The following is a 20723-nucleotide window of genomic DNA, read 5'->3' as shown; positions in this document are numbered from 1 at the left end:
GGCCGCCCTGGGACCCGGTGCCCGCCGTGGTCGGCACCGCGATGATCGGCGCGATCGCCTCCGAGTTGGCGCGCGTCCACCAGTCGCCGATGTCCTCGAAATCCCATACCGGACGCGCCTGCCCGGCCTGGAAGGCGATCAGCTTGCCGAGGTCGAGCGCCGAGCCGCCGCCGAAAGCGACGACCCCGTCATGCTTGCCTTTCTTGAACACGGCGATGCCGGCGATCAGGTTGGACTCGACCGGGTTCGGCTTCACCTCGGAAAAGACGCCATAAGGCACATTGGCATCGTCGAGGATCTTCAGTGTCGAAGCGACGACGGGCAGCTTCGCCAGGCCCGGGTCGGTCACGAAAAGCGGGCGCTTGATGCCTGCCGCAGCCAGCGCGTCCGGCAGTTCCTTGATGCGCCCCGCGCCGAAGCGGACGGTGGTGGGGTAGTTCCATTTGGAGGTGAGCTTGGACATGGATTGTCTTTCGAATTCAGATCGCTTCGCGCAGGTGATAGGATTTCGGCCGGGTCAGGTTGTCGTAGCCGATGGCGGACAGCGCCGCGCCCTTGCCGGTGTCCTTGACGCCGGTCCAGACCAGCGCCGGATCAAGATAGTCGCAGCGGTTCATGAACACGGTGCCTGTCTGGACCCGGTCGCCGATCGCCACGGCGCGCTCGGTGTCGCGCGTCCAGATCGAGGCCGTCAGCCCATAGGGGCTGTCGTTCATCAGCGCGATGGCTTCCTCGTCGTCGCGCACCTTCATGATGCCGACGATCGGGCCGAAGCTTTCCTCGCGCATGACGCTCATCTGGTGGTCGACACCGGTCAGCACTTCCGGCGCCAGATAGGGCGAGCCCGGCCTGTCGTTTTCCACCTTCATGGCGATATGCGCCTTGGCGCCCTTGCGCAGCGCCTCTGCCTTCTGCTCGCGGATCAGGTCGGCGAAGCGTGCCTGCGCCATCGGACCCATGGTCGTCGCCTGCTCCAGCGGATTGCCGACGACATAGTTCCTGGTCTCGGCGACAAAACCTTCGACGAACTCGTCATAGACCTTTTCGTGCACATAGACGCGCTCGATGCCGCAGCAGCATTGGCCGGAATTGTAGAAGGCGCCGTCGACCAAATTGGCGACCGCATGGTCCATTTTGGCGTCGGGAAGGACATAGGCCGGATCCTTGCCGCCGAGCTCGAGGCCGAGCGTCATGAAGGTGCCGGCCGCGGCCTTCTCGATGGCGCGGCCGCCGGCAACCGAGCCGGTGAAGTTGACATGATCGATCTTGCCCGAGCCGAGCAGCCTTTCGGTCTGGTCGTGGTTCATGACCAGATTCTGGAACAGGCCTTTCGGCAGGCCCGCCTTGTCGAACGCCTGCTGGAAGCGCTCGCCGACCAGCAGCGTCTGCGCCGCATGCTTGAGGATGACCGCGCTTCCGGCCATCAGCGCCGGCACGATCGTGTTGACCGCGGTGAGATAAGGATAGTTCCACGGCGCGATCACCAGCACGACGCCAAGCGGCACCTTCTTGACATAGCGGCGAAAGCCGTCCTTCGGATTGGAGGCCATGATCGGCTTCAGCGCAGCTTCCGCGATCTCGACCATGTAGCTGGTGCGTTCCTTGACGCCGCCGAACTCGCCGCCATAGCGCACCGGCCGCCCCATCTGCCAGGCGATCTCGGGCACGATCTCGTCGCTGATGCCGACCAGCGCTTCCAGCATCGCCAGCATGTACTTGCCGCGCTCGGCAACCGGTGTCTCGGCCCATTTCTCCTGCGCCGCCCTGGCGCGCTCTGCCGCCGCATTGATCGCCTGATCCGTCGCGACCGGCCGCTCGGCGTAGATCGAGCCGTCGATGGGTGATTTGAGTTTTACGGTATCCAAGAAGACGTCTCCAAATTGACTCTTTCAGCAGGCGATGGCTCTGACATGACCCTGCGCGGCATAGGCCAAAATGGCCTTGTCACGGGTTACGATAGTCAAATCGCGCTCCCGCGCGGTCGCTATCAGAATTCGATCCATTGGATCGCTGTGAACGACAGCTGGGAGGTAGGAGGCCGCGATGAGAATACGTGGCGTCACCCCTTCCACTGTGACGGCCGCCGCCTCAACGAACTCGTCGAACCAACGGTCGGGCGTCTTCGTCGACGGCAACCTGCCCTTCGACACCAGCATGCCCATCTCCCATGCCGACATGACCGATACGTTCAGCGTGCCGGACTGAGGAGCCTTGCTGATAGCCGTTGTCGCGGCATCGGCTATCGGTTCGTCCTGCGAAATCCAGATGACCGCGCAAGTGTCCAACAGAAGGTTCTCAGTGTTCATAGACCTTGCCCCAATCCTGCTCGACAGGCTCCGTCAGATCGACCTCTGGGAGGATAGTAAGCGTTCCCTTCATGCAGCCGAAGATCGGGTGTCGTTTCGGTGTCCCGCCGATCTCGGCCTGAGCCGATTCGCCGAACCCCTTTGAAGTGCCGGAACCTGGTTGAACGCGCCGAAAGACCAGATTTTCGCCCGCTATATTGACGGACTCAGTCTGGAACCCCGCGGCCAGCCACTCCTTTGTCATTGGATTGTTGCTGGGGTTATTGCTCCACCAAGCCGGATACTGCTTGGACGCCGGTAGCTTTTCGCCAAGCAGCTTCTCGATGTCGCTGAACGACATCGGAACCCGCTCGCCGGTTTGAGCCATAAGATACGAACGCAAAGGCGAATACTTTCCCATTCTCACGTTCCCGAACTCAACCAGCCAAGACTGCAGCTTTAGTTAGGTTCAGTCAACGTCGATTACAGCTTTAGTAGCGTTCAAACCCCCGGTGCAGTTCCCAATCCGTGATACGGCGGTCGTATTCGAACTGCTCCCAGCGGGCGGTGTGGACATAGTGCTCGATCACCTCCTCGCCGAAGGCCTGCTTCAGCATCGTGGAGCCTTCCAGCGTCTCGGTGGCATCGCGCAGCGTCTTCGGGATTTCCGGCAGTTGCGACGCCTGATAGGCGTCGCCGACAAACGGCTTCTGCAGCTCCAGCTTCTCGTCGATGCCGGCGAGACCGGCCGCGATCAGCGCGGCGAAGGCGAGATAGGGGTTGAGATCGGCGCCGCCGATGCGGCATTCCATGCGGATGCCTTTGGTACCCTCGCCGCACAGCCGGAATCCCGCCGTGCGGTTGTCCTCGCTCCACATGATCTTGGTCGGCGCGAAGGTGCCGGCCTGGAAGCGCTTGTAGGAGTTGATGTACGGCGCCAGGAACCAGGTGAACTCCTTGGCGTATTTGAGCTGGCCGGCCGCCCATTGCTGGCCGAGGCTCGACAGCGTCCATTCGGCGTTTTTGTCGAAGAACAGCGGCGTCCCGCCGTCGGCGCTCCACAGCGAATTGTGGATGTGGCTGGAATTGCCGGCGAGCCCGTAATTGTACTTGGCCATGAAGGAGATGGCCTTGCCTTCGGAATCGGCGATCTCCTTGGCGCCGTTCTTCAGGATGACGTGGCGATCCGCCATCTCGAGCGCCTCGGCATAGCGCACATTGATCTCTTCCTGGCCCGGACCCCACTCGCCCTTGGAATTTTCGATCGGGATGCCGGCTGCCTCCATCTCGTTGCGGAGCCGGCGCATGACGCCTTCTTCCTTGGTGGTGATGCCGATCTGGTAGTCGCCGATATAGGGCGAAGCGCTGTCGAGCCCTTGCCAGTGCTTTCTGCGCGCCGATTCGTAGGTTTCGCTGAACAGGTAGAATTCGAGCTCGGAGGCGAAGTAGCCGATATAGCCGCGCTCGCTCAGACGCTTGACCTGCTTCTTCAGGATCGCGCGCGGCGAATGCGCGAGGTCCTCATGGTCGTGATGATCGAGCACGTCGCAGATGACCAGCGCCGTCTTCTCCAGCCATGGGACGCGCCGCAACGTCGACAGGTCGGGTTTCATGACAAAGTCGCCATAACCCTTCGACCAGCTCGCCGCCTTGTAGCCTGGCACCGGCTCCATATCGATGTCGCAGGCCAGCAGATAGTTGCAGCCATGCGTCTCGCCATGCGCGGAATCGACGAAATACTGGGCCAGGAAGCGCTTCCCCGCGAGCCGGCCCTGCATGTCGACGATGCAGGCCAGCACCGTGTCGACCTCGCCGTTCGAGACCGCTTTCTTCAACTGATCGAACGAGAAATTCCCGGCCATTCCTTTGGCACTCCAACACTTGTCGATTGAAAGGGAGAAACGAAGCCCTGGCCGGCGTGACGCCGGCCAGGGCCATGATGTCCGATGTCAGTGGCCGGTCTCGCCGACCGCCTGCTCTGCCGCCTTGATCGCCGCCTGGCGCGCCGCGATGATGTCGCCGAGCGGCGGCCCCTGGAAGCGGTTGCGCTCGAAGGCGAACCAGACGACCGCCGTCAGGATGAAGAAGCCGACGGTGATGTAGAGCGCCCAGTCGTTCGGCGGCTGGATGCCGATGACGAAGATCAGGATCATCGACACGATCGAGAGCAGACCGAACAGCATGAAGATGCCGCGGCCCATGTTCCACGGCCCCATCTTGTCCCACTTCGGCGTCCCCCAGGCCATCATGCCGAGCACGATCGGCACGGTGAAGGAGAGGAACAGGAAGATGACGGTGCAGGACACCACGATCGTGTAGGCCGAGGTGCCGGCGACCGAGACCACCGACGAGCCCCACACGAACAGCACCGACAGGATCGAGGCTGTCCAGATCGCCGCCACGGGCGTGCGATAGGTCGGGCTGACCTTGGAAAGCGCTGCCGAGCCGGGCAGGCCGCCGTCACGCGAGAAGGCGAAGATCATGCGCGAGGCCGACGTGACGGTGGCAAGGCCGCACAGCAGCTGTGCCAGGAACACGACGAGATAGACGAACTCCTTCAGTCCGGTTCCGACGCGCTGGTCGAAGGCCCAGAAGAACACGTTCCAGCCCTGCTTGGCGGCCTCGTCCATGTTCGGGATCATCAACACGAAGGCAGCCAGGAACAGGTAGCCAAACAGCGCCGACCAGATGACCGACATGACCATCGCGCGCGGCACGGAAGAAGCCGCCTTGATGGTTTCCTCCGACGTGTGCGCCGAGGCGTCATAGCCGGTGATCGTATAGATCGGCAGCAGGAGGCCCAGCGCGAAGACCCAGGCGTTCGAGACCTGCGGCCACACGCCGCCTCCGGCATCGCCTGAGTAGTTGTGGAAGGTGAAGAGGCGGCTGAAGTCCCAGGTCTCGGCCGAGAGCAGGCAGACCACCGCGATCAGGATCGAGCCGAAGAAGATCAGATAGCCCGAAAAGTCGGTTAGCTTTGCCGTCAGCTTGATGCCCAGATGGTTGATCAGCGCCTGCGCACCGGTGATGATGACCAGGAAGATCGTCTGGGTGGTCAGGTTGTTTTCAATGCCCAGCGCCGGCCCGAAAGCGCCGACGAAGAAAGTCCAGGTGCCGACGTTGATGGCGCCGAGCACGGTGATCAGGCCAAGCAGGTTGAGCCAGGCGGTAACCCAGCCGGTGCCGCGATTGCCGAGGATCGAGCCCCAGTGATAGAGGCCGCCGGCCGTCGGATAGGCCGAGCTGATCTGCGACATGGCGACCGCGAAGGTGAGCGACACGAAACAGCCCACCAGCCAGCCTATGCCGATGCCGATGCCGCCGGCGCCGGAGGTCGCCTGCGCCAGCGAGTTGATGCCGCCGGACAGGATGCAGATGATGGAGAAGGAAACCGCGAAATTCGAGAAGCGGCTGAGGCGCCGCTCCAGTTCCTGGGCATAGCCCATGCTGTGGAGGACCTGTATGTCCTCAGCCTTGTCGACTTCGGTGTAGTCATTTGCTGCCATGTTGGAAGTCCCCTGTGGTTTCTTAGCTGGCCGACTGTACTGACTTTCCCATTGCGCGTTGTCGGGAGCCCCTGGCCTCCTCGGGCTCCAGATTCGAGAATATGCCTGTGAGCAGATCCGCCCATTTCCGCTGCCCGGTCTCGCCGGAGATCTCGTCGTTGCGGATTTCGATCATCGCGCAGGCAAGGCCGCGCGAGCGCGCGTGCCGTTCCAGCGTGAAATAGACGCGGTCGGCCGGCGAATAGGGTTCGTTGACGCCAACGGTGACGCCGGACAGCCGCTTGAGCGCCGATATCAGCGGCGCTGCCAGCCGGCGATCGTCGTCATGGATGATGCCGATATGCCAGGGACGGCTCCTGCCCTTATAAACCGGCGTGAAGGAGTGCACCGACACCAGGCGCGTTTCCTGCCCGAGCGCCAGCCGCTGCTCGATGATCTCAGCGATCGAGTCGTGGAACGGACGCCACGCGAGATCGATCCGCTCCGCGCGCTGCTTGCCAGAGAGATTCGAATTGCCCGGAATGGCCGTCGCCTCGCTGACCGGCGGCACGAGGTCCGGCGCGTCGAGCGGGCGGTTGCAGTCGATCACCAGGCGCGAGATGCGGGTTTCGACCAGCGTGGCGTCGAGCGCGTCGGCCATCCGGCTGGCGACCGGCAGCGCGCCGGGATCCCAGGCGATATGCCGGGAGAGATCCTCGGCGGGCAGCCCGAGCGTTCCGAATTCGGCGGGCAGGAAGTTCGAGGCGTGATCGCAGGTGAGGACGAAGGGGCTCGAGCCGCCGGGGTTGGTCACCCTCACGGTCTCCGACGGTGCAAGGCTGGCGCGCCGTGCTTTGGCCATACTGCCGTCCCCTCGGGAGCGCTGTATCTTATGTTACGTAATTTGCCTCATTGCGCCCCTGTGAATGATTTCATACAGTTTACGCGGCTTTGTCAAACGCGGAATTCCGAAAACGGCGGCGACCGGGTCAAAGGGTGGGGAAAACGATGATCTCCAGTATTGCCGAACTGATTTCGGACCGCATCGGCACCATGCCGGCAGGCGAGCGCCGCGCCGCGCAGACGCTGATTGCCAACTATCCGCTGACCGGGCTGAAGACCGTGGCCGAGTTCTCGACCGCGGCGGGAGTCTCCTCACCGACGATTCTGCGTTTCGTCGCTAGGTTGGGTTTCCAGAACTATCCCGAATTCCAGTCGGCGCTGCAGGATGAACTGGCCGCGCAATTGCAGTCGCCGGCCTCTCGCACGCTCAACTCGGCGTCGCCCGCCAATGGCGGCGCCGTTTCGCCGATGCTGGAGGCGACGCTCGACAACATGCGCGAGACGTTCCGGCACCTTACCGACAAGCAGTTGGCCGACATTGCCGCACGGCTTGCCGAGCGCCGCGGCAAGACCTTTCTGATCGGCGGCCGCTTCACCGATCCGCTCGCGCGCTACATGGCAGCCCATCTCGCCATCATCCAGCCAGACGTCTACCACCTCGCCGGCCAGGAGAGCATCTGGCGCGACCGGCTGATTGACATGGGCAAGCGCGACGTCCTGGTTATCTTCGACATCAGGCGCTACCAGGAAAGTCTGCTCCGCTTTGCCGAGAAGGCGCACCAGCGCGGCGTCCAAATCGTGCTCTTCACCGATCAGTGGCTCTCGCCGATCGCCCGCTTCGCCCGCCATGTGATCGCCGGGCGTACCGCCGTGCCTTCGGCCTGGGATTCATCCGCCGCCCTCTTTGTCGTCGCCGAAACGCTGATCGGCGCGGTTACGAGGCAGCTCGAAGCCGCCGGCGCCAAGCGCATCCGCGACCTGGAGAGCCTGCGCTAGGCAGTTCCGTCCGTTCGGTTTTCCTTTAACCGAATGGCGGCCGGCGTCCCCCAAATTGCGGCAAAAGGTGGGACCGAAGCGATGATCCCGCTTCACGTTACCGAGATTTAATGTGCACGTTTGCGTGATAATTGCCATAAAACGCTGATATTATGATGTGGCGTGGCCGGTATCGCTCTCACGCCGTATCGTCGCTCAGCCTGCTTCCACTTGGAACCGGCGGACGATTCTGCCGCTGGAGTGTCAATGTCGAGCTGGAAACAGATTGTTCTTGCGCTGGTGATCGTGGTTGCCGCTGCGGCCGCCTGGGCGCGCTTCTATCCCGGCGCGCCTGAGGTATTGGCACGCTGGGGTATTGACTGGGCGATTGCGGCGACGCCCCCCGCCACGGGAAGCATCGAGAGCGGTTCTGTCCGGTCCGGTCGCAATCGCGCCGGCCAGATCGTGACCATTGTCGCCTCCCCTGCCGGCACCGCCACCATCAACGACAGGCTTCAGGCGATCGGGACCGGCCGCGCCAATGCGACAGTCACTGTCAATCCATACTCTTCCGGCCGCCTCACCGAACTGCCGGTGCAGTCCGGCACCCATGTCGAAAAAGGCGATGTCATCGCCAGGCTCGATTCGGAGACGGAAGTGATTGCGCGCGACCGTGCCAAGGTCGCGCTCGACGACGCCCAGGCGAAGCTCGACCGGGTCAAGTCGCTGCGAGCCTCCAATGCCGCCACGCAAGTTGCCGTCGCGGATGCCGAGGTGGCGCTCGCCAATGCCAAGCTGGCGCTGCGCGATGCCGAGCTCGCGCTCGAGCGCCGCTCGGTCGTCGCGCCTATCGAAGGCACTGTCGGTATCCTGCCGATCGCCGCCGGCAACTATGTCACCAGCCAGTCGGCGATCGCCACGCTTGACGACCGCTCGAGCATATTGGTCGATTTCTGGGTGCCGGAGCGTTTCGCCGCCGCTGTAAAGGTCGGACAGCGATTGTCGGCCACGCCGCTGGCCAACCCCAACCAGGTCTATTCCGGCACGGTTTCGGCCATCGACAACCATATCGACGAGAACAGCCGCACGCTGCTCGTCAAGGCGACGATCGCCAACCCGGCGGATTCGCTGCGCGCCGGCATGTCGTTCCAGATCGCCATGAAATTCCCCGGCGACACCTATCCGGCCGTCAGCCCACTGGCCATCCAGTGGGGCACCGACGGCGCCTATATCTGGACCGTCGAAAACGGCAAGGCAAAGCGCGTGCCGGTGCGCATCATCCAGCGCAACACCGAGACGGTGCTGATCGATGCTCCCGTCGAGAGCGGCGACATGGTGGTGACCGAAGGCACGGAGAGTGTCAGCGAAGGCGGCGACGTCCGGATCGCCGGCGAGGACCGCGCCACCGCGGCCGAAGGCTCATGAGCGCCACCGGCGACCAGACCGCGGGATCGGGCCTGACCGCGCTCTTCATCCGCAGGCCGGTCATGGCCTTCGTGCTCAACACGCTCATCGCGGTCGCCGGCCTCGCAGCCTTCTGGGGCGTCGAAATCCGCGAACTGCCGGATGTCGACCGCCCGGTCATCACCGTCAACACCACCTTCGAGGGCGCGGCCGCCGAAACCGTCGACCGCGAGTTGACCGACCCGATCGAGGGCGCCGTCGCGCGCGTCTCGGGTGTCAAGTCGATCTCGTCGACTTCATCTTTCGGCCAGAGCCGCGTCACCATCGAGTTCAACGACGGCGTCGATCTCAATGTAGCCGCCTCCGATGTCCGCGATTCCGTCAGCCGCATCACCAACCAACTGCCCGAGACCGCCGATGCGCCGCGCATCGTCAAGGCCGACGCCAATTCCGACCCGGTGATGCGGCTGGCGGTCACGTCCGACACCATGTCGGTGCAGGACATGACGGTGCTGGTCCAGGACCGCATCGAGGACGAGCTCGCCGCCGTTCCAGGGGTCGCCGACGTCCAGGTATCCGGCGACCGCGACAAAATCTTCCGCATCGACGTCGACCAGAACAAGCTGGCAAGCCACGGCTTCACCGTGGCGGATTTGCGCAAGGCGCTCGCCTCCGTCGCCTTCGATTCCCCGGCCGGCTCGATCACCACCACAAACCAGGACCTCGTCGTGCGCACGACGGCCGACGTGACCACGCCGGAGGAATTCGAGAGCATCGTCATCGGCGGCGCGACGCGCATCCGCGACGTCGCCACCGTGACGCTCGGCCCCGACATCGGCCAGACCTCATTGCGCTCCGACGGCAAAACCGGCATCGGCCTCGGCATCATCCGCCAGGCGGAATCGAACACGCTCGATATATCGACCGGCGTCAGGGCCGCCGTGGAGAAGCTCCAGGCAAACCTTCCGCAAGGCATGTCGATCAAGGTCACCAGCGACGATGCCGTCTTCGTCAACGGCGCTGTGCACGAGGTTGAGATCGCGCTCGCGCTTTCCGTCTCGATCGTGCTGATCGTCATCTACGCCTTCCTGCTCGACTGGCGCGCGACGCTGATCCCGGGCCTGTCGATGCCGGTCGCCATGATCGGCACCATCGCCGCGATCTACCTCGCCGGCTTTTCCATCAACATCCTGACGCTGCTGGCGCTGGTTCTGGCGACGGGCCTCGTCGTCGACGACGCCATCGTCGTGCTCGAAAATATCGTGCGCCGCCGCAACGAGGGCATGGGGCCGCGCGCGGCCGCCGTGCTCGGCACCCAGCAAGTCTTCTTCGCCGTCGTTGCCACGACGCTGACCCTGGTCGCCGTCTTCGTGCCGATCTCCTTCCTGCCGGGACAGACCGGCGGGCTCTTTCGCGAGTTCGGCTTCGTGCTGGCGATGTCGGTACTGCTCTCCTGCGTCGTGGCGCTGACGCTCTGCCCGATGCTCGCCTCGCGCATGCTGACCAGCGCCTCTCTTCACCACGAAGGTGGCAGCGGCGTGGGCGCTCGCATCGGCGGCGCATTGCATCGGCTCTACAAGCGCTGCCTGCATGCCTGCCTCGGCGCCCCCTGGATCGTAGTGCTCGTCGCTATGCTCTTCGCTGGCACCGCCTTCACTTTGTTCGGCACGATACGTCAGGAGCTGACGCCGACCGAAGACCGCGCCGTCGTTTTGCTGCGCATCAACGCGCCGCAAGGAGTCAGCCTCGACTATACCACCGAGCAGATGCGCAAGATCGAGCGGCTGATCCAGCCTTTGCGCGATTCCGGCGAGATCCGCAGCACCTTCGCGAATGCCGGCAACAACGGCGCCTACAACAGCGGCTTCATGGTGATGACGCTGGCGCCGTGGGACGAGCGGACGCGCAGCCAGCAGGAGATCATGGCCGAGATCAGCCGCCTGACGAAGCAGGTGCCAAGCGTCCGCGTTTTCCCGGTTCAGCCCAACAGCCTTCGCATCCGTGGCGCCGGCAGCGGCCTGCAATTCGCCCTGGTCGGCAACGACCGCAAGGCGCTAAGCGCGGCGGCGGTGCAGATCGTCGAGGAGATGCGGCAGGATCCGCGCTTCCAAGCACCGCGACTTTCCGTCGACCTTACGCAGCCGCAGCTTGCCGTCGCCATCGACCGTGAGCGCGCCTCCGACCTCGGCATCGACATCACCGGGCTTGCGGACACGCTGCAGGCAATGCTCGACGGCAACGATGTCGTCGACGTCTACATCGCCGACCGCAGCTATGGCGTGAAGCTGGTCTCGACCACCAATCCAATCAACGATCCGACCGATCTGGAAAACATTTTTCTGAAAACGTCGGACGGCCGCTTCGTGCCGATGTCGACCATCGCCACGCTGACCGAGCGCGCCGTGCCGCCGTCCCTCACTCGCGAGCAGCAGCAGCCGTCCGTGGCGATCACCGCCAATCTGGGCGGCAGCTTCGCGCTCGGCGATGCGCTGACGCGCGCCGAGGAAATCGCAACACCGCTGCTGCCGTCGGACGCGCGGATCGTGCCGCTGGCCGAGGCGGCGACGCTCGGCGAGAGCAACAGCGCCATGGCGACCATCTTCGGTTTCGCGCTGGTCATCATCCTTCTGGTGCTGGCGGCCCAGTTCGAGAGCTTCGTCAGCGCCGTCATCATCATGGCGACAGTGCCGCTCGGGCTCGCCTGCGCCATCTTCGCGCTGCTTTTGTCGGGCACCAGCCTCAATGCCTACAGCCAGATCGGCCTGGTCCTCCTGGTCGGGGTCATGGCCAAGAACGGCATCCTGATCGTCGAGTTCGCCAACCAGCTGCGCGACCGCGGGCTTGGCGTGCGCGAGGCGATCGAAGAGGCCGCCACCATTCGCCTTCGCCCGGTGATGATGACTATGATCTGCACCGTGCTCGGCGGCGTGCCGCTGGTGCTGGCTTCAGGCGCAGGCGCCGAGGCGCGCGTGGCGCTCGGTTGGGTGATCGTCGGCGGCCTTGGCCTGGCGACCGTCTCCACGCTGTTCCTGACCCCTGTCGCCTATCTCTTGCTTGGCCGCTTCGTCACGCCCAAGGCGCATGAGGAAGCCCGCGTGAAGCGCGAACTCGAGCAAGCCGCCTATGCCAATGTCGAGCCGGCGGAATAGTGGACGAGCACGAGCCAGGCAGCTCAGCTACTTGCCGGTGAATTCGGGCAGCCGAATGTATGGATTGCGCTGATCGTAGGAATATCTTGGCTCGCCTTTGCCTGACGAAACGGCACCCGCTATGAGCGCTCCTTTCGGCCCAAACTGATAATCGATGCCGGCACAAAGATGGGCGAGCGTTTCATAGTCGAAGTTGCGCAATTCGCTGCCGGCTGCGAATGCAGCCGCTTTCAATGCATCCGACGAAAGCGAGCCGAGCATGCTATCGCGATAGGCCCTGACCTTGGCCTTGCTGAGCCGCGATGACTGGCATTCAGAGCCGACGACGCGCGCCAGGATGATATTTCTAATTGCGGTTGATGCTGGATCATTCAAAGAGGCCGAATATTTATTGAGAAAATAGTTCGTACCCGGATCATTGGTCATCGACTTGCGCCAAATGGGCGGGAACTTGTCGGCGGCCTCGGCACTAAATGTACCTGCCATTGACACCAGGACGAATCCGACAAACCACCGTAGCCTCATAGACGCGACCTCGAGTTATCTTGATCAGGGCTTAACAAACACCTTGCCGTTCGGCTTGGCCAGCTCGTCCGGCAGCCTGGCAATGGCCTCGTCCAGCGGGACCACCGCCGTCACATCCGTCGACCAGCGCCCGTCGGAAAACCTCTTCTGCGCCTCCAGCACCGCCGGGCCGAGCCGGTCGCGGAACTGCCGCATCCATTCGGCCAGCCAGAAGCCTTCGATGCGCTTGTGCTGGAAGATCAGTTGGCCGGGCTCGCGGATGACTGTCGGCTCGGCGTCGAGCCTTCCATAGACGATCCAGCGCGAGCGCTTCGGCATGGCTATGAAAATGGCCGAGGCGAGCGGTCCGGTCACTGCGTCCAGGAAGATGCGGGGCTGCTCCGCCTTCATCACCTCGCGCAGCGCGGCCTCGAAATCCGCCGCCTGCTCGTTGAGCGCATGGGCGGCGCCCAGCTCTTTCAGCAGCGGGATCTGCTCGTCGCGGCGCACGGTGACGATCGGCCGAAAACCCTCCTCTTTCGCCAGCCCGATGATCAGCTTGCAGAGCTGGCTGGCGCCGGCAGTCATGATGAAGGCCCTCTCACCCTCCTCTCTGACCATGTCGAATATGGCTAAAGCGGTCAGCGGATTGACGATCATCGCCGCGGCGTCCTCGTCGCGCACCGTGTCGAGCAGTGGAATACAGGAAGCCGCCTCGGCGACCGCGTATTCTGCCCAGGCGCCCCAGTTCGACACGCCGGTGGCGAAGGCGACGCGCTTGCCCGCAAGGCTTTTTGCGTATGGATCGTCGCCAGTCGAGGCCACGATTCCGACGCCCTCAAATCCGGCCGGCCGGCCCTGCACACGGGGCTGGCCGTATTGCCCTGTGATGAAGGCGATATCGGACGGGTTGATTGAGGCGAGACTGACCTTGATCAGCGCTTGTGTCGGACCAGGCGCCGGCACGGCGATGCTGCCGGGCTTCAAATAAGCCTCCATCGCCTCCGGCACGCTGGCCGAAGGCGTTTTGCTGTAGCCGTCGCCGACAAGCAGCAAGCCTCGCATTTCCGATGGAAGCGTCATGGCGGTCAGATCTTCTCCTGCGTGTATTTCCTGAGCTCGGCGCGCGCCACCTGCCGCCGGTGCACGGCGTCCGGCCCGTCGGCCAATCGCAGAGTTCTCAGATGCGTCCACGAGCGGGCGAGCGGCGTGTCCTGGCTGATGCCTTGCGCGCCGAACATCTGCACCGCCTCGTCGGTGACCTTGAGCGCGATGCGCGGCGCTACCACCTTGATCTGGCTGATCCAAGGGGCCGCAGCGCGTGCATCGCCCTGGTCGATCATCCAAGCTGCCTTCAGACACAGGAGCCTCGCCATCTCGATCTCCATGCGGCATTCGGCGACGATGTCGAAATTGGCGCCGAGCTTTGCCAGCGATTGGCCGAACGCCTCGCGCCGCACCGAACGCTGGCACAGCATCTCCAGCGCCATCTCGGCCTGGCCGATCGCACGCATGCAATGATGGATGCGGCCTGGCCCAAGCCGTCCCTGCGCGATCTCGAAGCCCCTGCCCTCGCCGAGGATCAGGTTCGCCGCCGGCACCCGCACATCCTTGAACCTCAGATGCATATGGCCATGCGGCGCGTCGTCGTCGCCATAGACCTGCATAGGCCGGAGCTTGGTGATCCCCTCGCTCTCCGCCGGCACCAGGATCATCGAATGCCGGCGATGCTGCGGCTCCTCGTCCGAGCCGGTCCTCACCATGACGATATAGATGGCGCAGCGCGGATCGCCGGCCCCGGACGCCCACCATTTCTCGCCGTTAAGCACATAGTCGTCGCCCTGCCGCTCGCAGCGCATCGAAATATTGGTGGCATCGGATGAGGCGACGTCCGGCTCGGTCATCAGATAGGCCGAGCGGATCTTCCCTTCGAGCAGCGGCTCCAGCCATTGCCGCCTGTGCTCTTCCGAGCCGTAGCGCTCCAGCACTTCCATATTGCCGGTATCGGGCGCCGAGCAGTTGAAGGTCTCTGCGCCGAGATGCGCCTTGCCCATCTCCTCCGCCAGATAGGCATATTCGACCGTCGACAGGCCGCAGCCGCGCTTGGAATCGGTCAGCCAGAAGTTCCACAGCCCGCGCTCCCGCGCCGTCTTCTTCAGCCCTTCGAGGATTTCGGTCTGCCTGGCCGTGTAAGTCCAGCGGTCACCGTTTCTGCCGACCTCGGCGAGAAACTCCTCACCGAGCGGCGCGATCTCGTCGCGCACCATCGCGGCCACGCGCTGATGGATCGGCTTCAGCCGCTCGGTCATGCCGAGGTTCATGTCCGCCATCTGTTCCGACCCTTTCGCTTCTTTACCCGTGGCAAGGATGACCGTACTTCGGCTAGCCTTGTCAACGCGAGTCCTCGGTTCCGGCCGGGACGAGGCGCGCGGGAGGAATTTGGATGAGCTATCTCGACAAGCTGTTCTCGGTCGCCGGCAAGACCTCGCTTGTGACCGGTGCAGCAACTGGCATCGGACGCATGGTGGCGACTGGACTGGTGCAGGCCGGCGCCACTGTGATGATCGCCTCGCGCAAGGGCGAGGACTGTGTGCGGGTCGCCGACGAAATCAACGCGCAGTGCGGCTCCGGCCGGGCTGAGGGGTTTGCTGGCGACGTGTCCAGCGAAGCGGGCATCGCCGCCCTAGTTGCCGACGTGAAGGTCCGAACGGACCGGCTGCACATCCTGGTCAACAATGCCGGCATTTCCTGGGGCGCGCCGCTCGCAGAGTTTCCCTACCACGCCTGGACCAAGGTGTTCGGCGTCAACGTCACCGCCGTCTTCCATCTGACGCGCGAGCTTTTGCCGCTGCTCGATGCCGCAGCAAGCGACGATGACCCGGCCCGCGTGATCAATCTGGGCTCGGTGATGGGCACGCAGCCGCTGGCCGACGATGCCTATTCCTACACCGCCTCCAAGGCTGCGGTGCATCACCTGACGCGCACGCTGGCGATCGAATTCGCCGCCCGCCGCATCACCGTCAACGCCTTTGCGCCCGGTCCCTTCCAGAGCCGGATGACGGCCTTTGCCACCGCCACGGAGGAGCAGGCGAAACGTGTCGGCAGCCATGTTCCGCTCGGCCGCATCGGCGTGGCGGATGACATTGCCGGCGCAACGCTCTATTTGTGCAGCCGTGCCGGAAGCTATGTCACCGGCGCCATCCTGCCGATCGACGGCGGCCAGTCGGTGCAGCACGGGATGACATTGTTCAAGGTGTAGGACGCCCGGTTCAAGCAATCGCGATCCGGGCGGGGTGCGGAGGACATCAGCGTGGAACCGATCAGTCTCGATACGCTTCTGGCCAGCGTCGGCAAGGAAGTCGGCGTGTCGCCCTGGCGCACGGTGACGCAGCGCATGATCGATCAGTTCGCCGACGCCACCGACGATCACCAGTTCATCCATTGCGATCCGGAACGCGCCGCGCGCGAGACGCCGTTCGGCGGCACCATCGCGCACGGCTTCCTGTCGCTGTCGCTGCTGTCGGCCATGACCTTCGAGACCATGCCGCCGATCGAAAACACCAAGATGGGCGTCAATCACGGCTTCGACACGCTGCGCTTCCTGGCGCCGGTGAAGACCGGCTCGCGCATCCGCACCCATTTCGTGCTGGCCGACGTCAAGGTGCGGCCTTCGGGATGGGTGCAGACGGCGCACGACGTCACCATCGAGATCGAAGGATCGAAGAAGCCGGCGCTCACCGCGCGCTGGCTGACCCTGACGCTGATCGAGCGCCAGCCCGAGACCGCATGAGCGGCGACGCCAACGCGCTCGACCAAGCAGCGCTTGCGCCTTATCTCGAAGCGCATGTGCCTGGTTTTTCCAAGCTTTGCGCGGCCGAAAAATTCAAGTCCGGACAGTCGAACCCGACCTATCTGCTGACCGCCGCCAGCGGCCGCTACGTGCTGCGCGCCAAGCCGCCGGGGCAGTTGCTGAAATCGGCGCATCAGGTCGACCGCGAATTCCGGGTCATGCAGGCGCTGAGCACGACCTCCGTGCCGGTGCCGCGCATGCTCCATCTTTCAGGCGAGATGACGCCGATCGGCCGCATGTTCTACGTCATGGAGTTCCTCGACGGGCGGATCTTCTGGGATCCGTCGCTGCCGGATACATCCGGCAATGACGAGCGTGCCGCGATCTACGACGCCATGAATGCGACCCTCGCCGCCCTGCACCAAGTCGATGTCGAGGCTGTGGGCTTAGGCGATTTCGGCAAGCCCGGCAGCTATTTCCAGCGCCAGTTCGCGCGCTGGACAAGTCAGTACCGCGCCTCCGAAACCGAAGGCATAGCCGCTATGGATCGGCTGATGACCTGGCTGAAGACGCATATGCCGGCCGATGACGGCCGGGTCTCGCTGGTGCATGGCGACTACCGATTGGACAATATGATTTTCGCCAAGGACGAGCCGAAGGTCATCGCCGTGCTCGACTGGGAACTGTCGACGCTTGGCCATCCTTTTGCCGACCTCGCCTATCAATGCATGCAATGGCGGCTGCCGCATGCGTCGGGCTTTCGCGGCCTAGACGGCATCGACCGCGCCTCGATCGGCCTGCCGTCCGAGGAGGCCTATGTCGCCGCCTATTGCCGCCGGCGCGGCATCGACGGCATCGGCAACTGGACCTTCTTCCTCGCCTTCTCCTTCTTCCGCCTGGCGGCGATCTGCCAGGGTGTCTACCGCCGCGCGCTGGACGGCAATGCCTCCAACCCGGAAAAGGCCAGGACCTATGGCGAGGCGGTGAAGCTGCTCGCCGCGCTGGCGGTGGAACTGATTGACAAGAAAAGTTGAGGGAGCCAAGCCACGGGCCGTTTCGATGGAGCGACGGTGCTGATCACCGGTGCGACAGGCGGTCTCGGCAGCGGCGCGGCCAAAGCCTTCGCCACTGAGGGCTCGCGGCCATGCGCAGGCGCTGGACGGCGGCATTAGCGCGATCTAGTTCGGAAAAAGTGGGTAGCGGCTTTCCTGTTCGGAATTAAGTAGGAACAAAGCGTTAGGGCGTATCTTGGGGAACCAGGCCGCTCCCTTGTCCGTTTCCGTACAGCGTATATAATTTTGTCAGGCAACCAACCATAAAGGCAGGCGGAAATTGCCGCTGAGCGTTCAGAAACGCCGCGAGAAACAGAAAGCCGAGCTTCGTTCCGAACTGGTCGACGCAGCTCACAAGCTTGTGCAGGAAGAGGGCTACGAAGGGCTTACCATTCGCAAGCTTGCCAAGCGGGTCGGCTACGCGCCGATGTCGGTCTATTCCTATTTTGCCGATAAGCAGGACATCCTGTTCGCGCTCGCCGAGGACGCGTTCGAAACGCTTGCCCGCCGCATCGAGGAGCACCCGGCAGACGATCCCGTTGAGGCGCTGCGGGCTGTGATGACCGAGTATGCCGCCTTCGGGCTCGGCAATCCCAATGAATACCGCACCGTCTTCATGACAGAGAAGACCCGGCTGCCGGAAGGCCGGAGCTACGAGGACATGGAACAGGGCAATCCGGCGATGAAGGTGCTGATCAAAAGGGTCGAGGCCTGCGTCGCAGCCGGCAAGCTCAAAGGCGACCCTCGCGCCATAGCCACCATGCTGTGGACCGTTGGCCACGGCACGATCTCGCTGCTGATCACCTTTCCCTTCTATCCGTTCGGCGACCCCCAGGCCTATGTGAAGCGGATGTGCGACTTCATGCTGGCCTCGTTGTCGGCGCAGGACATACGCCCGCTCACCGAAACACCGGTCAACTGCTGACCGGCTTCGCCGGCTTGACACAACGCCGGTCGCTTGATTTGCGACGCCGGTTACTCGGTTCAAGCTAATTTGTCGTACGCGTACAAATTCCCTCTTGAATTCAGCCTCCATTAACCGTATATGTACGTTGTGTCGTACGTGTACGATCGGAGACGGAAAGATGAAAAAGACAATCCTCGCGCTCGCTGCCTTGCTGGCTTTCTCGGGCGCCGCTTTCGCTGGCGGGAGCCAGCCGGCCAAGCACGCCCCTGCGGCCTGCACCCAGGCTCACACCAATCAGGCGCTCGACTGCGCCGCGACCGGCTCGGTGGAAAAGCCCGATGCCGCCAACACTCAGACGACCAACGGCCCGCGGCTCGGTATCGACGTGAACCCTTGGTTCGTGCCGGGCCTCTAATCAGCGCCAAATCGCAAACGAAACCGGCGGCGCTTGGCCGCCCGTTTTCGTTTCGCCTGAAGCCCGATTTGACTGCGGCGGCGCTCTACTTCTTGTGCGACTTCATTCCAGGCAAGGTCTTGGCCCTGCCAGGCTTTGCCGGCCCGCCGGGGATGGTGGTGCTGGTAATCGACACCGGATCGCTGGCCGGGAAGGTGTCCTCGAGGCCTTCCTCGAGCTCTTCTTCCTCGATCTCGCGATCCCGCTCCAGCGAACGGACCGCCTCTGACTTCTTGGGCGACTTCGGCGCAGACTTGGACGGCATCGGCAGTCTCCTCGCAAGCCGCAGAAACGGCCCGGACCGGTGAAGGCTCCCCGAGGCCGGCCCTTCGGACCGGTTGGCGCAGGATCAGTTCGCCGCGTCGCTCGCCGCTTCCGACAGCAAAGTAAATACATAGTCCGAGAAGGAACGCCAGCATTCCACCCGGAACGTGTCTTCAGCGGTACGCAGCAGCACGATCTCGGACTTGCCGAGAATGGTGCGCGATGCTGCCCCGACTGGGAAGGCCTCGAGCGACAGGTCCTGTGGGCAACCGGAACTGACCGTCACCGCGGCCGCCGGCCCGGCAACCGAGATCGCCACATTGCGATGCGAGATGCCGACCGCGGAGTGCAGCGCCGAAACCTTGGCGCAGTCGGCCAGCGGATCGTTGCCGGCATCGTCGATGACCAGCCATTCGTCCGGCCCGAGCCATAAGGCGGTGCGCCCGCCTTTCGCCGCCGAGGTCTTCGGCTTCGACGGCAGCGTCACGCCGAGCGCCTTGGACAGCGCGGCGACGGAAGCTTCGGGCGCGCGCAGCGAGATGCGTTCGGCCGGCGGTAGGATCTCGACCTTGACGCCCGGCGCCGACACCGCGCGCCCGGCAAGTGCCGGACGCCGTTCGGCGGCAGCTGAAGCGTCGGCGGCTTTTGTCTTGGCGGTAGCCTTAGCCATTGAGGCGCTCCCCCTTTTTGTCGACGAACACCATGCCGGTGACCTCCACCTCGATCGTGCCGTTCGGCATCGGCACATAGAGCGTCTGGCCCATGCGATCACGGCCGCCGGCGACCAGCGCCAGCGCGATCGAGCGCCCGCAGTTCTCCGACCAGTAGCTGGAGGTGACGTGGCCGATCATCTTCATCGGGATCGCCTGTTTCGGATCCTCGACGATCTGCGCGCCTTCTTCCAACACGACCTTCGGATCCTTGGCCTTCAGGCCGACCAGTTGCTTGCGGCCCTTGGCGACGAGATCCGCGCGCATCATGCCGCGGATGCCGACGAAGTCGGTCTTCTTCTTGCCGACCGCCCAGTCGAGACCGGCATCGTTCGGCGTCACCGTGCCGTCCGTATCCTGGCCGACGATGATGTAGCCCTTTTCGGCGCGCAGCACGTGCATTGTTTCGGTGCCGTAAGCGGTCGCGCCATGCTTCTGGCCTTCGGCCCACAGCGCTTCCCACACCGCTTCGCCATAGTCGGCCGGCACGTTGACCTCGAAGCCGCGCTCGCCGGTGAAAGACATGCGGAACAGCCGCGTCGGCACGCCGCAGATCTTGCCTTCTCGCACCGACATATGCGGCAGTGCCTCGTCCGACATGTCGATGCCTTCGACCAAAGGCTCGATGATTTTCCGCGCGCTCGGCCCCTGCACGGCGATCACCGCCCATTGCTCGGTAATCGAGGTCAGCCAGACATTGAGATGCGGGAACTCGGTCTGGAGATAATCCTCCATGTGATGCATGACACGCGGCGCGCCGCCGGTGGTCGTCGTCACATGGAAGCGGTCCGGCGCCAGCCTGCCGACGACGCCGTCATCATAGATGAAGCCGTCCTCGCGCAGCATGATGCCGTAGCGGCAGCGGCCGGGCTCCAGCTTCTCCCACGGGTTGGTGTAGAGC

The 20723-nt window shown here is 63.9% G+C and carries 21 protein-coding genes; 8 read left to right on the top strand and 13 right to left on the bottom strand.

What is annotated here, in order from left to right; all coding sequences use genetic code 11:
* The 7 genes from EOA49_RS20985 to EOA49_RS20955 form a co-directional block, all read right to left on the bottom strand.
* Positions 1-463: iron-containing alcohol dehydrogenase (locus EOA49_RS20985; protein ID WP_127243329.1), on the bottom strand; the 463-nt coding region annotated here is incomplete at its 3' end.
* Positions 464-479: 16 nt separating this feature from the next.
* Positions 480-1865 carry an aldehyde dehydrogenase family protein gene (locus tag EOA49_RS20980; RefSeq protein ID WP_095800501.1) on the bottom strand — a complete coding sequence of 462 codons (1386 nt, stop codon included), beginning with the start codon at positions 1863-1865 and terminating at the stop codon, positions 480-482.
* 24 nt (positions 1866-1889) lie between these two features.
* On the bottom strand, positions 1890-2306 hold the full coding sequence (locus tag EOA49_RS20975) for a type II toxin-antitoxin system VapC family toxin (RefSeq protein WP_095800502.1): 417 nt from the start codon (positions 2304-2306) through the stop codon (positions 1890-1892).
* Positions 2296-2706, bottom strand: coding sequence for a hypothetical protein (locus tag EOA49_RS20970; protein WP_095800503.1), 411 nt, complete (start codon positions 2704-2706; stop codon positions 2296-2298). Before EOA49_RS20970 ends, EOA49_RS20975 begins: the two co-directional genes overlap by 11 nt.
* Before the next feature lie 70 nt (positions 2707-2776).
* The gene (locus EOA49_RS20965) at positions 2777-4147 is read right to left on the bottom strand and encodes a glutamine synthetase family protein (RefSeq protein WP_095778816.1); all 1371 of its coding nucleotides are present in this window, start codon (positions 4145-4147) and stop codon (positions 2777-2779) included.
* An 87-nt stretch (positions 4148-4234) separates the two neighbouring features.
* A complete protein-coding gene (locus tag EOA49_RS20960; RefSeq protein WP_067002581.1) occupies positions 4235-5791 on the bottom strand; it encodes an amino acid permease in 1557 nt (518 codons plus the stop codon).
* Between the two features lie 22 nt (positions 5792-5813).
* Complete coding sequence (locus tag EOA49_RS20955; protein ID WP_127215381.1) at positions 5814-6632, bottom strand: N-formylglutamate amidohydrolase; 819 nt, start codon at positions 6630-6632, stop codon at positions 5814-5816.
* Positions 6633-6778: 146 nt separating this feature from the next.
* Here EOA49_RS20955 and EOA49_RS20950 point away from each other — a divergent pair, with 146 nt between their 5' ends.
* The 3 genes from EOA49_RS20950 to EOA49_RS20940 all read left to right on the top strand — a co-directional run bounded on the left by EOA49_RS20950 (position 6779) and on the right by EOA49_RS20940 (position 12141).
* On the top strand, positions 6779-7609 hold the full coding sequence (locus tag EOA49_RS20950) for a MurR/RpiR family transcriptional regulator (protein ID WP_067002767.1): 831 nt from the start codon (positions 6779-6781) through the stop codon (positions 7607-7609).
* Positions 7610-7855: 246 nt separating this feature from the next.
* On the top strand, positions 7856-9013 hold the full coding sequence (locus EOA49_RS20945) for an efflux RND transporter periplasmic adaptor subunit (RefSeq protein ID WP_127239422.1): 1158 nt from the start codon (positions 7856-7858) through the stop codon (positions 9011-9013).
* Positions 9010-12141, top strand: a complete 3132-nt coding sequence (locus EOA49_RS20940; RefSeq protein WP_127239423.1) for an efflux RND transporter permease subunit — start codon at positions 9010-9012, stop codon at positions 12139-12141. The genes EOA49_RS20945 and EOA49_RS20940 overlap by 4 nt, the downstream gene beginning before the upstream one ends.
* Positions 12142-12168: 27 nt before the next feature.
* Here EOA49_RS20940 and EOA49_RS20935 read toward each other — a convergent pair whose 3' ends face one another.
* The 3 genes from EOA49_RS20935 to EOA49_RS20925 all read right to left on the bottom strand — a co-directional run bounded on the left by EOA49_RS20935 (position 12169) and on the right by EOA49_RS20925 (position 14975).
* Entirely contained in the window at positions 12169-12627 is a 459-nt protein-coding gene (locus EOA49_RS20935; protein ID WP_164746633.1) for a hypothetical protein, read from the bottom strand.
* A 63-nt stretch (positions 12628-12690) separates the two neighbouring features.
* The gene (locus EOA49_RS20930; protein ID WP_127239424.1) at positions 12691-13728 is read right to left on the bottom strand and encodes a zinc-binding dehydrogenase; all 1038 of its coding nucleotides are present in this window, start codon (positions 13726-13728) and stop codon (positions 12691-12693) included.
* Between the two features lie 5 nt (positions 13729-13733).
* Entirely contained in the window at positions 13734-14975 is a 1242-nt protein-coding gene (locus tag EOA49_RS20925; RefSeq protein WP_127239425.1) for an acyl-CoA dehydrogenase family protein, read from the bottom strand.
* 113 nt (positions 14976-15088) lie between these two features.
* Here EOA49_RS20925 and EOA49_RS20920 point away from each other — a divergent pair, with 113 nt between their 5' ends.
* The 5 genes from EOA49_RS20920 to EOA49_RS20900 all read left to right on the top strand — a co-directional run bounded on the left by EOA49_RS20920 (position 15089) and on the right by EOA49_RS20900 (position 18809).
* A complete protein-coding gene (locus EOA49_RS20920) occupies positions 15089-15904 on the top strand; it encodes an SDR family oxidoreductase (RefSeq protein ID WP_127239426.1) in 816 nt (271 codons plus the stop codon).
* 45 nt (positions 15905-15949) lie between these two features.
* Entirely contained in the window at positions 15950-16435 is a 486-nt protein-coding gene (locus tag EOA49_RS20915) for a MaoC family dehydratase (protein ID WP_277816115.1), read from the top strand.
* Positions 16432-17469 carry a phosphotransferase gene (locus EOA49_RS20910; protein ID WP_127239427.1) on the top strand — a complete coding sequence of 346 codons (1038 nt, stop codon included), beginning with the start codon at positions 16432-16434 and terminating at the stop codon, positions 17467-17469. The genes EOA49_RS20915 and EOA49_RS20910 overlap by 4 nt, the downstream gene beginning before the upstream one ends.
* A gap of 298 nt (positions 17470-17767) precedes the next feature.
* Positions 17768-18412 carry a TetR/AcrR family transcriptional regulator gene (locus tag EOA49_RS20905; protein ID WP_127239428.1) on the top strand — a complete coding sequence of 215 codons (645 nt, stop codon included), beginning with the start codon at positions 17768-17770 and terminating at the stop codon, positions 18410-18412.
* 160 nt (positions 18413-18572) lie between these two features.
* The gene (locus EOA49_RS20900; RefSeq protein ID WP_095800511.1) at positions 18573-18809 is read left to right on the top strand and encodes a DUF680 domain-containing protein; all 237 of its coding nucleotides are present in this window, start codon (positions 18573-18575) and stop codon (positions 18807-18809) included.
* A gap of 85 nt (positions 18810-18894) precedes the next feature.
* Here the strand turns inward: EOA49_RS20900 and EOA49_RS20895 are convergent, their stop codons facing one another.
* From EOA49_RS20895 to EOA49_RS20885, 3 genes are all read right to left on the bottom strand, one after another.
* The gene (locus EOA49_RS20895; RefSeq protein WP_067325802.1) at positions 18895-19113 is read right to left on the bottom strand and encodes a hypothetical protein; all 219 of its coding nucleotides are present in this window, start codon (positions 19111-19113) and stop codon (positions 18895-18897) included.
* Positions 19114-19197: 84 nt separating this feature from the next.
* Positions 19198-19782 carry a sarcosine oxidase subunit gamma gene (locus tag EOA49_RS20890; protein ID WP_067325799.1) on the bottom strand — a complete coding sequence of 195 codons (585 nt, stop codon included), beginning with the start codon at positions 19780-19782 and terminating at the stop codon, positions 19198-19200.
* The coding region (locus EOA49_RS20885; protein WP_245460760.1) for a glycine cleavage T C-terminal barrel domain-containing protein at positions 19775-20723 on the bottom strand (949 nt) is incomplete at its 5' end. The genes EOA49_RS20890 and EOA49_RS20885, both read right to left, overlap by 8 nt.

The organism is Mesorhizobium sp. M1A.F.Ca.IN.020.04.1.1 (assembly GCF_003997315.1).
Taxonomy (GTDB): domain Bacteria; phylum Pseudomonadota; class Alphaproteobacteria; order Rhizobiales; family Rhizobiaceae; genus Mesorhizobium.
The sequence above is the reverse complement of the archived record's forward strand: the minus strand, read 5'-3'. Positions and strand labels throughout refer to the sequence as shown.

Coding starts and splice junctions, on each gene's coding strand:
- EOA49_RS20950 (WP_067002767.1), top strand. CDS start 6,779: ATGATCTCCAGTATTGCCGAACTGATTTCGGACCGCATCGGCACCATG.
- EOA49_RS20890 (WP_067325799.1), bottom strand. CDS start 19,782: ATGGCTAAGGCTACCGCCAAGACAAAAGCCGCCGACGCTTCAGCTGCC.
- EOA49_RS20900 (WP_095800511.1), top strand. CDS start 18,573: ATGAAAAAGACAATCCTCGCGCTCGCTGCCTTGCTGGCTTTCTCGGGC.
- EOA49_RS20970 (WP_095800503.1), bottom strand. CDS start 2,706: ATGGGAAAGTATTCGCCTTTGCGTTCGTATCTTATGGCTCAAACCGGC.
- EOA49_RS20955 (WP_127215381.1), bottom strand. CDS start 6,632: ATGGCCAAAGCACGGCGCGCCAGCCTTGCACCGTCGGAGACCGTGAGG.
- EOA49_RS20910 (WP_127239427.1), top strand. CDS start 16,432: ATGAGCGGCGACGCCAACGCGCTCGACCAAGCAGCGCTTGCGCCTTAT.
- EOA49_RS20935 (WP_164746633.1), bottom strand. CDS start 12,627: ATGGCAGGTACATTTAGTGCCGAGGCCGCCGACAAGTTCCCGCCCATT.
- EOA49_RS20945 (WP_127239422.1), top strand. CDS start 7,856: ATGTCGAGCTGGAAACAGATTGTTCTTGCGCTGGTGATCGTGGTTGCC.
- EOA49_RS20965 (WP_095778816.1), bottom strand. CDS start 4,147: ATGGCCGGGAATTTCTCGTTCGATCAGTTGAAGAAAGCGGTCTCGAAC.
- EOA49_RS20920 (WP_127239426.1), top strand. CDS start 15,089: ATGAGCTATCTCGACAAGCTGTTCTCGGTCGCCGGCAAGACCTCGCTT.
- EOA49_RS20925 (WP_127239425.1), bottom strand. CDS start 14,975: ATGGCGGACATGAACCTCGGCATGACCGAGCGGCTGAAGCCGATCCAT.
- EOA49_RS20960 (WP_067002581.1), bottom strand. CDS start 5,791: ATGGCAGCAAATGACTACACCGAAGTCGACAAGGCTGAGGACATACAG.
- EOA49_RS20975 (WP_095800502.1), bottom strand. CDS start 2,306: ATGAACACTGAGAACCTTCTGTTGGACACTTGCGCGGTCATCTGGATT.
- EOA49_RS20940 (WP_127239423.1), top strand. CDS start 9,010: ATGAGCGCCACCGGCGACCAGACCGCGGGATCGGGCCTGACCGCGCTC.
- EOA49_RS20895 (WP_067325802.1), bottom strand. CDS start 19,113: ATGCCGTCCAAGTCTGCGCCGAAGTCGCCCAAGAAGTCAGAGGCGGTC.
- EOA49_RS20930 (WP_127239424.1), bottom strand. CDS start 13,728: ATGACGCTTCCATCGGAAATGCGAGGCTTGCTGCTTGTCGGCGACGGC.